Source organism: Jannaschia sp. R86511, assembly GCF_042466345.1.
GTDB lineage: Bacteria > Actinomycetota > Actinomycetes > Actinomycetales > JBBAYJ01 > Aquipuribacter.
The window spans coordinates 3,648,347-3,660,949 of sequence record NZ_JAXHCD010000001.1 but is presented as its reverse complement, the minus strand read 5'-3'; the positions used below and the strand labels follow the sequence as shown (position 1 = coordinate 3,660,949).

The 12,603-nt window shown below is 75.4% G+C and carries 10 protein-coding genes; 7 read left to right on the top strand and 3 right to left on the bottom strand.

Features of this window, described 5'->3' with window-relative positions:
- Nucleotides 1-8 precede the first annotated feature (8 nt).
- Entirely contained in the window at nucleotides 9-719 is a 711-nt protein-coding gene (locus tag SJY06_RS17080) for a response regulator (RefSeq protein WP_380168730.1), read from the bottom strand.
- 35 nt (nucleotides 720-754) lie between these two features.
- The gene (locus SJY06_RS17075) at nucleotides 755-1,960 is read right to left on the bottom strand and encodes a sensor histidine kinase (RefSeq protein WP_380168729.1); all 1,206 of its coding nucleotides are present in this window, start codon (nucleotides 1,958-1,960) and stop codon (nucleotides 755-757) included.
- A gap of 73 nt (nucleotides 1,961-2,033) precedes the next feature.
- Here SJY06_RS17075 and SJY06_RS17070 point away from each other — a divergent pair, with 73 nt between their 5' ends.
- From SJY06_RS17070 to SJY06_RS17040, 7 genes are all read left to right on the top strand, one after another.
- The gene (locus SJY06_RS17070; protein WP_380168728.1) at nucleotides 2,034-3,314 is read left to right on the top strand and encodes an FAD-binding domain-containing protein; all 1,281 of its coding nucleotides are present in this window, start codon (nucleotides 2,034-2,036) and stop codon (nucleotides 3,312-3,314) included.
- A gap of 159 nt (nucleotides 3,315-3,473) precedes the next feature.
- Entirely contained in the window at nucleotides 3,474-4,244 is a 771-nt protein-coding gene (locus tag SJY06_RS17065) for an SDR family NAD(P)-dependent oxidoreductase (protein WP_380168727.1), read from the top strand.
- Between the two features lie 82 nt (nucleotides 4,245-4,326).
- Nucleotides 4,327-5,418 carry a 3-isopropylmalate dehydrogenase gene (locus tag SJY06_RS17060; RefSeq protein WP_380168726.1) on the top strand — a complete coding sequence of 364 codons (1,092 nt, stop codon included), beginning with the start codon at nucleotides 4,327-4,329 and terminating at the stop codon, nucleotides 5,416-5,418.
- Between the two features lie 67 nt (nucleotides 5,419-5,485).
- Complete coding sequence (locus SJY06_RS17055) at nucleotides 5,486-6,583, top strand: branched-chain amino acid aminotransferase (RefSeq protein WP_380168725.1); 1,098 nt, start codon at nucleotides 5,486-5,488, stop codon at nucleotides 6,581-6,583.
- Complete coding sequence (cimA, locus tag SJY06_RS17050; RefSeq protein ID WP_380168724.1) at nucleotides 6,580-8,196, top strand: citramalate synthase; 1,617 nt, start codon at nucleotides 6,580-6,582, stop codon at nucleotides 8,194-8,196. The genes SJY06_RS17055 and cimA overlap by 4 nt, the downstream gene beginning before the upstream one ends.
- A gap of 78 nt (nucleotides 8,197-8,274) precedes the next feature.
- On the top strand, nucleotides 8,275-10,002 hold the full coding sequence (locus SJY06_RS17045; RefSeq protein ID WP_380168723.1) for a DUF222 domain-containing protein: 1,728 nt from the start codon (nucleotides 8,275-8,277) through the stop codon (nucleotides 10,000-10,002).
- A 171-nt stretch (nucleotides 10,003-10,173) separates the two neighbouring features.
- Entirely contained in the window at nucleotides 10,174-11,709 is a 1,536-nt protein-coding gene (locus SJY06_RS17040; RefSeq protein ID WP_380168722.1) for a hypothetical protein, read from the top strand.
- Here the strand turns inward: SJY06_RS17040 and SJY06_RS17035 are convergent.
- Nucleotides 11,706-12,569 carry an alpha/beta fold hydrolase gene (locus SJY06_RS17035; protein WP_380169727.1) on the bottom strand — a complete coding sequence of 288 codons (864 nt, stop codon included), beginning with the start codon at nucleotides 12,567-12,569 and terminating at the stop codon, nucleotides 11,706-11,708. The two genes, SJY06_RS17040 and SJY06_RS17035, sit on opposite strands and share 4 nt — an antisense overlap.
- Between the last annotated feature and the right edge of the window lie 34 nt (nucleotides 12,570-12,603).

Sequence of the window (12,603 nt, the reverse complement as noted above, 5' to 3'; positions counted from 1 at the left end):
GGCGGCCCTCAGCCGCCCCCGGCGTCGTCCTCCGGGTGGACCAGGCCCGTGCGGTAGGCCAGGACGACGGCCTGGACGCGGTCGCGGCTGCCGGTCTTGTCCAGCACCCGGCCGACGTGCGTCTTGACGGTCGACTGCCCGAGGACCAGGTGCTCGGCGATCTCGGAGTTGGACAGCCCTCGCGCCATCAGCTCGAGCACCTCGCGCTCGCGGGTGGTCAGGCCGTCGAGCTCGGCCGCGCTGCCGCGGCCCCGGGCCGGCGTGCCGTCCCCGGCCGGGAACTGGTCACCCGGGGCCGCCTCGACGTCCCCCCGCAGCAGCGGGGCGACGTGGGCCAGCAGCCGCCGGGTCGAGCTCGCCGCCACCACGGCCTCGCCCGAGTGCACGGTCCGGATGGCCGCGAGCAGCTCCTCCGGCTCGGCGTCCTTGAGCAGGAACCCGCTGGCGCCGGCCGCCACGGCCGAGAGCACGTAGTCGTCCAGGTCGAACGTCGTCAGCACCAGCACGCGGGTGAGGGGGTCGACCTGCAGCAGCTCCCGGGTCGCGGCGACGCCGTCCAGGACGGGCATGCGGATGTCCATCAGGACCACGTCGACGTGGGTGCGGGTCAGGGCGTCGACGGCCTGCCGGCCGTCCCCCGCCTCGACCAGGACGCGCAGGTCCGGCTGGGAGTCCACGAGCATCCGGAAACCGGCCCGGACCAGGGGCTGGTCGTCCACCAGCGCCACCGTGACCACGGGGGGCGGCCCGGGGCTCACGGCGCGACCGCCGGCTGGAGCGGCACGTCGGCGACCACGAGCCAGCCGCCCCCGTCGCGCGGGCCCGCGTGGAACCGACCGCCCACGGCCTCGACCCGCTCCCGCATGCCCGTCAGGCCCGAGCCCCCGCTCGTGCCGGGCGCCCGGGAGGCCGTGCCGATGCCGTCGTCCGCCACCGCCACCCGCACCAGGGTGGGGCCGTGGTGCACCTCGACGGTCGTGCTGACCCCGCCGCCGGCGTGCTTGAGGACGTTGGTCAGCGACTCCTGCACCACCCGGTACGCGGTCAGGCCGGCCGCGGCGGGCACGGCGGTGGCCTCACCGGTCACGGTCAGCACCACCGGGTGCCCGCTGTCGCGCACGGAGGCGACCAGGGACGGCACGTCCGCGGCACCGGGCAGCGGGGCGGTCTCGGCGTGACCGGGCGCCCGCAGCGCCCCGAGGGCGGCCCGCAGGTCGGCCAGGGCCACCCGGGCCGTGGCGGCCACGGTCTCCAGCGAGCGCTGCGCGGCCTGCGGGTCCGCCCGGGCGGCGTAGCGACCGCCGTCCGCCTGGGCGACGATCACGGTGAGGGAGTGGGCGATGACGTCGTGCAGGTCGCGGGCGATCCGGCGGCGCTCCTGCTCCGCGGCGACGGTCGCGGCGGAGTCCCGCTCGACCTCCAGCCGCCGGGCCCGTTCGACGGCGGCCTCGTCCCGGACCCGGACGATCCGGCGCAGGTACCCCGCCAGGGTGGCGCCGATCATGGTCGTCGACCCGAGCACGACCAGGCTGAGCTCCGACAGCAGGCCCAGCAGGACGGCCCCGGCCACGGCGATGCCGAGGTACGCCTGCCACACCCGGTCCCGGCCGTACGCGGTCACGGTGAACAGCACCGACACCGTGGCGAAGGCGTTCATGGGCAGCGCCTGGTGGGCCCCCACCGCCAGCTGCAGGTACTGCAGCGCGGCGACCACGCCGGCCACGACCTCCGGTGCGCGGCGGCGCCAGGCCAGCGGCACGGCCAGGGCGACGCTGAAGAACAGCTGGACCAGCAGCGGGCTGCCGGGGAACCCGCCGGCCGCCAGAGGGAGCACGCCGAGCGCGAGCAGACCGCACGCCCAGAGCGCGTCCACCAGGAGGGTGTGCCGGCGCCACCAGCGGAGCACGCCCGGTCGGCCGGGGCCGGGCCGGGGGACGGTGCTCGTGTCGGGCGAGGTCACGGCGGCAGCGTAGGCGCCGGGACGGGCGGGCGTCCGGGTCGCGGCGACCGGGTCCCCGGGAGACGCTTCGACGGTGAGCCGCCAGCCGCCCCCCGTCGTGCCGGCCTCCCGCCGGCTGCCCACGCCCGCCGCCGACGTCGCCGAGGACCCCGACGCCGCCGTCGCCTGGGTGGCCGAGCAGCTGGGCCACCTGACGCTGGAGGGCCCGGCGGGCGTCCGGGCCAGCGAGGCGTTCCGGGGTGGTCAGGACGCGGCCGACGTGGCCCTGGCCTCGCTCGACGTCACCGGCTACGCCGGGCGCCGCAACCAGGTGCTGCCCGAGGGTGCCCGCGGGGCGTCCCGGATGAGCCCCTACGTTCGGTACGGGCTGGTCGACCTGCCGACCTTGTGGCGCCACGTCGCCGACGCCCCGCCGCGGGACCGGACGAAGTACCGCGACGAGCTGATGTGGCAGGAGTACGCCCGGCACGTCTACGCCCGCACCGGGGCCGGGATGCGCTCCCCGCTGCGGTACGACCCGCCCGCGGCCGGGCCGTGGCGCGACGAGCCGTGGCCGGAGCGGATGCTGTGCGTGCGCACCGTGACCGACGAGCTCCACGGGGACGGCTGGCTGGTCAACCAGACCCGGATGTGGCTCGCCTCGCAGTGGACGGTGCGCGCCGGGTGGGACTGGCGCGAGGGCGAGGACGAGTTCTTCCGTCACCTGCTGGACGGCTCGCGGGCCGCCAACCGGCTGGGCTGGCAGTGGACCGTCGGCACGGGGACGGGCAAGCCCTACGGCTTCAGCCGCTGGCAGGTCCGCAAGCGGGCGCCGGGTCTGTGCGAGCGCTGCCCGCTGGTGCGGGCCTGCCCGATCGAGGACTGGCCCGCGGACACGAGCGGGGCCCGGGTGGCCGACGAGCCGCCCGGGCTGCGGTCGGGAGCCACCACCGCGCTGGCCGGGCCTGCGTCGGTCGAGGGTGGTGACGGAGCAGTCGAGGCGGTGTGGCTCACCTTCGAGTCGCTCGGTGACGCCGACCCTGCGCTCGCGGCCCACCCCGACCTGCCGGTCGTCGTGGTGTTCGACGAGCCGTTGCTGGCGCGGCTGCGGCTGTCGGGCAAGCGGCTCGTGTTCCTGGCCGAGACCGTGGCCTCCCTCGCGACGCGGCGCGACGTCGAGGTGCACCTGGGGGAGGTGGCGGACGCGCTGTCGGGCCGGGCCGTCGCGGTCACGCACGCCCCGGTGCCCGGCTTCGTCCGCCGGGCCCGTCAGGTCGCGCCGGTGCAGGTGCACCCGTGGCCCTGGCTGGTCCGCCCCGGCGCCGGCCCGGCCCAGTCGTTCAGCGCCTGGCGCAAGGGCGTCGGCCGGCCCTGACCGGAGGAGCTCCGGCAGGCGCTCAGCGGCCCGTTCTCCGATGTCGTGGCCTACCGGGACCGGGTGTTCGGCGACGGCGGGTGACTCGCACCGGTGTGCGGTGACGGGTCTCCTGCGGTGAGGTGGAGCCATCCGCGTCCCCCGGCCCCAGGAGCACCCGTGAGCCTCGTCCTCGTCACCGGATCCACCGACGGCATCGGTCGGGAGACCGCCCGGCAGCTGCTGGCTGCCGGCCACGAGGTGGTCGCCCACGCCCGCAGCGACGCCCGCGCCGACGACGTGCGCGCCGCCGTGCCGGGGCTGCGTGCCGTCCTGGTCGGCGACCTGACCTCGCTGGAGCAGACCCGCGCGCTCGCGGCCGCCGCCACCGAGGTGGGTCGCTTCGACGCCGTCGTCCACAACGCCGGGGTCGGGGGCGACGTCGACGGCCGGACGATGACCGGGGACGGGATGGAGCGGATCTTCCAGGTCAACACCGTCGGGCCCTACCTGCTGACCGCCCTGCTGCCGAGGCCCGACCGGCTGGTGTACCTGACCTCCGGGCTGCAGGAGCGCGGCCGGCTGCACCTGGACGACCTGCAGTGGGAGCACCGCGAGTTCGACGGCATGCAGGCCTACTCCGACTCCAAGCTGCACGACGTGGTCCTCGCGCTCGCGGTGGCCCGGCGGTGGCCGGAGGTCCGCAGCACGTGCGTGGACCCCGGCTGGATCCGGACCCGGATGGGTGGGCCGTCGGCCACCGACGACGTCGAGGACGGCGCCGCGACCCAGGTGTGGCTGGCCACGTCGGAGGAGGACGGCGCCCGGGTCACCGGCCGGTACCTCAAGCGGTTCCAGCAGCTCGAGCCCAACCCCCAGGCCGTCGACCCCGCGAACCAGGACGCGCTGCTGGAGCGGCTGGCGGAGCTGACGGACGTGCGGCTGACCTGAGCGCCCGGCTGGTCCGGCCGTCCACCGGACCAGGACGCGGACGGCTCGTCGCGGTCGGCGGGGGCCCGTCTACCCTCGCGCCATGCCCGACGCCCAGACGCCGACCAGCCAGGCCCCCACCAGCATCGACCTCGCCGTGGTCGCCGGTGACGGCATCGGGCCCGAGGTCGTGGGCGCCGGCCTGGACGTGCTGCGCGCGGCGGTCGGGCCGGCCGGGGTGGACGTCCGGACCACCGACTACGACCTGGGCGCGGCCCGCTGGCACCGCACCGGCGAGACCCTGACCGACGACGACCTGGCCGCGATCCGTCGCCACGACGTCGTGCTGCTGGGCGCGGTCGGCGACCCGGGCGTGCCGTCCGGCGTGCTCGAGCGCGGGCTGCTGCTGCGGCTGCGCTTCGAGCTCGACCACTACGTCAACCTACGTCCGTCGGTCCTGCTGCCCGGGGCCACCAGCCCGCTGTCCCCGGCCGTGCTGGACCGCGGCCCGGTCGACTTCGTCGTGGTCCGCGAGGGCACCGAGGGCCCCTACGTCGGCAACGGCGGTGCCCTCCGCGTCGGCACCCCGCACGAGATCGCGACCGAGGTCAGCGTCAACACGGCCTTCGGGGTCGAGCGCGTGGTCCGGGACGCCTTCGCCCGGGCCGCGGCCCGGCCGCGGAAGAAGCTGACCCTGGTCCACAAGCACAACGTGCTGGTCCACGCCGGGCACCTGTGGCGCCGCACCGTCGACGCGGTCAACACCGAGCTCCCCGACGTCACCGTCGACTACCTGCACGTGGACGCAGCGACCATCTTCATGGTCACCGACCCGCAGCGCTTCGACGTGGTCGTCACCGACAACCTGTTCGGTGACATCATCACCGACCTCGCGGCCGCGGTGACCGGCGGGATCGGCCTGGCCGCCAGCGGCAACGTCAACCCGGACTGGACCGCGCCGAGCATGTTCGAGCCCGTCCACGGCTCGGCCCCGGACATCGCCGGGCAGGGGGTCGCGGACCCGACGGCGACGTTCCTGTCGGTGGCCCTGCTGCTGGAGCACGTCGGCCTGCCGGACGCCGCGGCCCGGGTCCAGACCGCGGTGGTAGAGGCGCTCGCCGACCGCGACCCGGCGGCCCCGCGACCGGGCACGCAGGACGTCACGGCGGCGGTCCTGGCCCGCCTCGACGGCTGAGCCTTCTCCCCTAGGCTCTGCACGACCGACGGGACCCCGGGCCCGGGGCGAGTGCTGGGAGGCGCAGATGACGCAGACGACATCCACGGTGGACTTCGTGCTGGACGCCGAGGTCGCCCGTCGCTCCGACGACGACCGGGCGATGATCCTGTCGGCCCCCGGCTTCGGCAAGCACTTCACCGACCACATGGTCACCGCCACGTGGACGCCCGACGCCGGCTGGCACGACGCCCGGGTCCGCGCCTTCGGTCCCATCACCCTGTCGCCGGCCTCGGCCGTCCTGCACTACGCGCAGGAGATCTTCGAGGGGATGAAGGCCTACCGCCACGACGACGGGTCCGTCTGGTCGTTCCGGCCCGAGGCCAACGCCGCCCGCTTCGCCCGCTCCGCCCGCCGCCTCGCGCTGCCGCCGCTTCCCGAGGAGGCGTTCATCGCCTCGGTCGAGGCCCTGGTGCGCGCCGACGTCGACTGGGTGCCCACCGGCGGTGAGACCAGCCTGTACCTGCGGCCGTTCATGTTCGCCTCGGAGTCGTTCCTGGGCGTGCGCCCCGCGCAGGAGGTCACCTACTGCGTCATCGCCTCGCCCGCCGGGGCGTACTTCTCCGGCGGGGTCGCGCCGGTGTCGATCTGGCTGACGACGGACTACTCCCGGGCCGCGGTCGGTGGCACGGGTGCGGCCAAGTGCGGCGGCAACTACGCCGCCAGCCTGGCCGCGCAGCAGGAGGCCATCGCCCACGGCTGCGACCAGGTCTGCTTCGTCGACGCCGCCGAGCACCGCTGGGTCGAGGAGCTGGGCGGGATGAACCTGTACTTCGTCCACGCCGACGGCAGGCTGGTCACCCCGGAGCTGACCGGCACCATCCTCGAGGGCGTCACCCGCTCCTCCATCCTGACCATCGGCGCCGAGCTCGGCCTGCAGGTCGAGGAGCGCAAGGTGTCGGTCGACGAGTGGCGCGACGGCGTGGCCTCCGGCGACATCACCGAGGTGTTCGCCTGCGGCACGGCCGCGGTCGTCACCCCGCTGGGGCGCCTCGCGTGGGACGGCGGCGAGGTCGTCATGGGCACCGAGGCCGGCGAGACCACGATGCGGGTGCGCCAGGCCCTGCTGGACATCCAGTACGGGCGCACCCCGGACACCCACGGCTGGCTGCGGCAGCTCGCATGACGGCGGACCGGCCGAGGCTCGAGGTCTACGACACCACGCTGCGCGACGGCGCCCAGCAGGAGGGGCTGTCGCTGTCGGTCCTCGACAAGCTCGCGATCGCCCGGCACCTGGACGACCTGGGTGTGGGCGTCATCGAGGGCGGCTGGCCGGGCGCCATCCCCAAGGACACCGAGTTCTTCGCCCGCGCGGCCGACGAGCTGTCGCTGCGCCACGCCCGCCTGGCGGCGTTCGGGGCCACGCGCCGGGCCGGCGGGCAGGCCCACTCCGACCCGCAGGTGCGGGCGCTGCTGGACTCCCGGGCGCCCGTCGTCACGTTGGTGGCCAAGAGCCACACCGGTCACGTCGAGAAGGCGCTGCGGACCACGACGGCCGAGAACCTCGAGATGGTCCGCGACACCGTGTCGTTCCTGGTGCGCGAGGGGCGTGAGGTCGTGCTGGACGCCGAGCACTTCTTCGACGGCTACGTCCTGGACCGCGCCTACGCGCTGGAGGTGCTGCAGGTCGCGCTCGCCGCGGGTGCGTCGACCGTGGCGCTCTGCGACACCAACGGCGGTCACCTGCCGCGGGCCGTGGCCGACGTGGTCGCCGACGTCCAGGACGCGACCGGCGGACGGCTGGGGATCCACTGCCACAACGACACCGGCTGCGCGGTCGCCAACACGCTGGCCGCGGTCGACGCCGGTGCGGTGCAGGTGCAGGGCACGCTCAACGGCTACGGCGAGCGGACCGGGAACGCCGACCTGGTGACCGTGGTGGCCAACCTCGAGCTCAAGCGCGACCAGCCCGTCCTGCCGCCCGGCGGGCTGCGTGAGGCCAGCCGCGTGGCCCACGCCGTCAGCGAGATCACCAACGTGCCGCCGTACAGCCGCCAGCCGTACGTCGGGGCCAGCGCCTTCACCCACAAGGCGGGGCTGCACGCCAGCGCCATCCGCGTCGACCCCGACCTGTACCAGCACGTCGACCCCACCGAGGTGGGCAACGACATGCGCATGCTGGTCAGCGAGATGGCGGGCCGGGCCAGCATCGAGCTCAAGGGCCGTGAGCTGGGCCTGGACCTGTCCGAGCCGGCGCTGCTGGGCGCGGTGACCGACGCGGTCAAGACGCGCGAGGCCGAGGGGTACACCTTCGAGGCCGCCGACGCCTCGTTCGACCTGCTGGTGCGACGCGTCGCCGAGGGTCTCGGCCAGGCCGACGGCGTGCCGGACTACTTCCACGTCGACTCCTGGCGGGTCATCACGGAGATGCGTCCCGGGGCCGGGCACGGCGGCGCGACCTCGGAGGCGACGGTTCGCCTGGTCACCGGGGGGTCGCGGGCCGTGGCGACCGGGGAGGGTAACGGGCCGGTCAACGCGCTCGACGCCGCGCTGCGCACCGCGCTCACGCCGACGTACCCCGAGCTGGACGAGCTGGAGCTGATCGACTTCCGGGTCCGGATCCTCGACGCCTCCCACGGCACCGACGCCGTCACGCGGGTGCTGCTGGAGACCGCCGACGACGGGTCCACCTGGACCACCGTCGGGGTCGGGCCCAACGTCGTCGAGGCCTCCTGGGAGGCGCTGGTCGACGGTCTCGCCTACGGCCTGCTGCGGCGCGGGGTGGGCTCGCGCGCCTGAGGACCGCCCGTCCCTGGTCGTCCACAGCCCTGCGGACGGGCCTGGCGTCGTGTCCGGGGTCGAACGTATGTTCGGGTCATGTCTTCGGGGGTGGCGGGCGAGCAGGTGACGGACGAGTCGCTGCGCAGTGTGCCGACGCTGGACGAGGGCGTGGGCGGCCCGTCGGTCGAGGAGCGGGTCCGGTCGCTCGAGGCCGAGCTGGCCGCGCTTCACGAGTCGTTGGCGGCAGGGGTCGCGTGGCGGCTGGGTGAGGTCGAGCTGCTGCAGGTGACGGGGTCCCTGGCGCGCCTGCGTGAGGGTGTGCAGGCGGTGTTCCTGCGGGCGGTGGCCGAGGTCGACCGCCGTCGCTCGGGCGCTCCGGTGACGGGGGCCGGCGTCGGTTCCTCCGCCTCGGGGGCGCCGGGTGCCTCGGGTGCGTCGGGTGTGCGGCCGGGTGACGGCCCGCGGGGAGCGAGGTCCGGCATCGGGTCGTCGACCGAGTCGTTCCTGCGGACGACCGTCCCGGTGACGCCCAAGCAGGCGCGTTCCGACGTGGCGGCGGCGCGGGCGTTGGGGCCCACGGGTCCGCTACGGGAGCTGGAGCCGCTGCTGGCGCGGGGTGAGGTCACCCGGGCCCACGTGGACGTGGCGACCGAGTGCATGGGACGCATCCCCGTGCACCTGCGGACCGAGGACGCGGACCGGGTGAGGATCGCGACCTACTTCTCGACGCTGGCCCCGACCCGGCACGCCCTCCAGCTCAGGCACAACGCCGCGGTGCTGCTGCAGCGCCTGGCGCCGGACGTGGCGGAACGGTTCGACCCCCGCTCGCACGAACGCCGGTTCCTGGACCTGACGACGGACTCGACCGGGATGCTGCTCGGTCGCTTCGCCCTGGACCCGGCCGCGGGAGCGGCGTTCCGGGCGGCGGTCGACGCGTCGTCGGCGCCGCGGCCGACGGTCGACGGGGTGCGGGACGACCGGCTGGCGCGGGAGCGGCGCGCCGACGCCCTGACGGCGATCGCGGAGACCGCGCTCGGCGTCGCGGGGCCGGTCCGAGGCGAGAGGCCACGCGTGGTGCTGCACACCACCGCCGACCAGCTCGCCGGAGTCTCCGCCCCGGCCTCCGCCCCAGCCCCAGCCCCGGCTGCGGCTTCGGCTGCGGCTTCGGTTCCGGCGGCGGACGGAGCCGCCGGGCCCGCGTTCGCCGGGCCCGCGTTCGCCGGGCCGGCGTTCGCCGGGCCGGCGTGGACGGAGGGCGGGGACCGGGTGGACCCGCACACAGCCCGCCGGATCGCCTGCGACGCGGTCCTGCAGCGCGTCGTCTGGGACCGCGACGGCCAACCCCTGGGCACGCACCTGCTCGACCTGGGCCGCACCGCCCGCCTGGCCGACGCCCACCTGCGCCGGGCCCTGGCCGCCCGCGACCGCGGCTGCATCATCCCCGGCTGCGGCGCCCCACCCGCGCACTGCGACGCCCACCACATCATCCACTGGGCCGACGGCGGCCCCACCACCCTGCACAACACCTGCCAGCTCTGCGGCTCCCACCACACCGCCGTCCACGACGGCATCTGGCAGATCCGCATGGGCCCCGACGGCATCCCCGTCGCCATCCCACCCGAACGCATCGACCCCCTCCGACGACCCCGCCGAGCCCCCCACCACGACCTCGACGACCACCTCCGCCGGGCCACCAGCTCGTCCGTGGACGAGGGCCGTCCGGACCCGGTCCCGCGCGCGGGCCGTCAGGCCCCCGACCCGCCGCGCGGGGGCGACACCTGGCGGCCCCCGGGCTGGGACCCCCACGAGCCCTACCCCTTCTGACCCTGCGCCGCGTCGTCGACCCGTCGTCCCGCACGGGTCGGCCTGCCGGCGGGTCCTGCCCACGGATCCTGCCGGCGGATCCTGCGGACCGCGTGTCCTCACGTCCGTCTCATCAAGATCAGTCATGCTCCGGGCGGCCGTCAGCAGACCACCCAGGGAGGGGCGACGACGATGCCGCCGGAACGGCAACTGCCCGAGCGCGCGACCGTGCGCGTGGGCGCCCCGCGGGTCAGGGGAGGGCGGGTCCTGTTCCACTGGCAGCAGGACGTGCCGCGCTGGCACCAGTCGCGCAGCCGCTGGTTCGTGCACTACCACGGCGTCCCCCTGGAACGGATGGGCCGCCGGGTCCTGTTCGAGGTCCTGCTGAGCCTGCAGCTCCCGTTGTGGGCGGCCTCGGCGCGGCAGGTGACCGTCGTGCTCCCCGAACCTGTCGGTCGGGTCTCGCTGGAGTTCTGGTCGGCGTACCACGGCGTCGACAACGTCCGTTTCGAGGGGCCGGTCGACGACACGCGGCGCTTCGTCGTCCCCCGGGTGGGACCCAGGCGCAGGCTCGGTCGTAGGGTGCCGTCGCGGCCGCTGGCCGTCACGTTCGGGGGTGGCAAGGACAGCACGCTGGCGCTGCGGGCACTGCTGCGCCGGCGGCCGCCGCGGGAGGTTCTGCTGCTGCACGCGGTCCAGCTGTTCCGGGGGGAGCCCGGCACCCACGGGCGGGCGGCGCTGCGCAGCCTGCTGACGGTGCTCGGTCCACGCCGGCTGCTCCGCTCACCGGTGCAGCTGGTGTCGACCGACTTCATGGCCGTGCTGCGGCGGGACCGGCCCGGACCACGGCCGCACATCAACCTCTACGTGCCGGCCATGCTCCCCGCGCTGATCCACCACGACGTGCACCAGGTGGTCTTCTCGCGCACCGCCCTGGGCTACCGCCTGCTGCCCGGCCGGGTGGGCGCCGAGGCGTTCAGCAACCCGACGGGACGGCTGGAGCGGCTGGAGCGGCTGCGTCGCTACCTCGTCGACGTCGTCGGCTACGACGTCCACAGCGAGAGCACCCACGCCGCCATCGGCGAGTACGTGTCCTTCGCCTCGGTGGCCCGGCTCTTCCCCGACGAGCTGGACCGGCTCGTCATGTGCACCCGGGCGGTGGGCCGCGAGCGGTTCTGCCACGCCTGCCCCAAGTGCCTGGAGTTCGCGCTGCTGTCGTTGTCCGAGGGGCACGTCGCGGCCGACCTCGACCTGGACCGTCTGCTGCGTCACGAACGGGTCGAGCGGATCGTGGCCCTGGCCGGGGAGCTCGACGGCCGGACCGCACGCCACGGCGCCGGGCCCTACCACCGCTACCTGGGCACCGCGACGCACTTCGCCACCTGGTGCCACGCCCTGCACCGGCTCGACCCCGAGGACTCCCGCCTCGCCGTGACCGAGGCCGCCCGCGACAACCTGCGCGCGCTCAAGCGTGCCTGGGGGCAGCGTGCCTTCCCGGCCGTGGAGCGGCTGGACGTGCGGGCTGTCCGTGCCGCGGGCCCGCTGGGGCAGGAGGTCGCCGCGGTGGCGGCCGAGGCGTTCCCGCTGGTCGACCACGACGGCCGGGAGGAGGAGGACCACCTGCTCCTGGTCGGTGACACGGCCGCCCGTTTCGAGCACCACGCCGTCATGCCGACTCCGAGGCTGGACCAGTGGGCCGAGCGCTGGGCGGTGCCCGATGCTCGCTAGGAGGGCACCGTACGGTCCACGGAGAGGGTGTGGTGCGTCACGGCGGCGACCAGTTCCGGGACGACGCTGCCGGGCAGCGCGTGGCCCATACCGGGCACGCTGACCAGCGTCGCGGACGGGATCAGGCCCGCCAGGTGCCGTCCGTGCGGGGGAGGGTTGATCGGGTCCTCGGGGGCCTGGACGACCAGCGTCGGCACCGCGACCGCCCGCAGCTCGTGGCCGCGGTCCAGCCCGTCCTGCGCGGCGACGGCGTGGGCCGTCGGGGCGTGCCACGTCCCCGCGTGCGTCGCGGCCCGCGACTCCATGGCGCGGAACTCGTCGGCGTCGAACGGCAGGACGTCGCCGTTCAGGACCCGCCAGTGCTCGACCCGCCAGGCCAGCTCGGCATCCTCGTCGCGGTCGTCGGCCATGCTCTGCCAGAGCTCCAGCAGGCGGTCGGAGACCCCCGGCAGCCCGTCGGTGCCGTCGCCCGCCAGGCCGCTGCCGAGGGCGGACGTGGCCAGCAGCGTCGCGCTGAGCAATCGGTGCGCGGCGTCGAGCAGGAGCAGCTGCACGAGGGTGCCGCCCATCGACATGCCCAGCACGTGGGCCCGGTCCACCCCGAAGGCGTCGAGGACCGCCAGCGCGTCGGGGGCCAGGTCGCGGATCGCGTAGGTCGGCGGCCCGACCGACGTGGTGGAGCGACCGGTGTCACGGTGGTCGTAGCGGATGACGCGGTGGTGCGCCCCGAGGCCGGTCACGAGGCCGGTCGGCCAGGTCGCGCTGCTGGCGTTGGCCCCCATCACCAGCAGGAGAGGGCTGCCCTCCGGGTCACCCGACTCCTCGGCCCACAGCTGCACTCCGTCGGCGACCTCGACCATCCGTCCCACGGGGCCGCACCCTGCCCCACGCGTC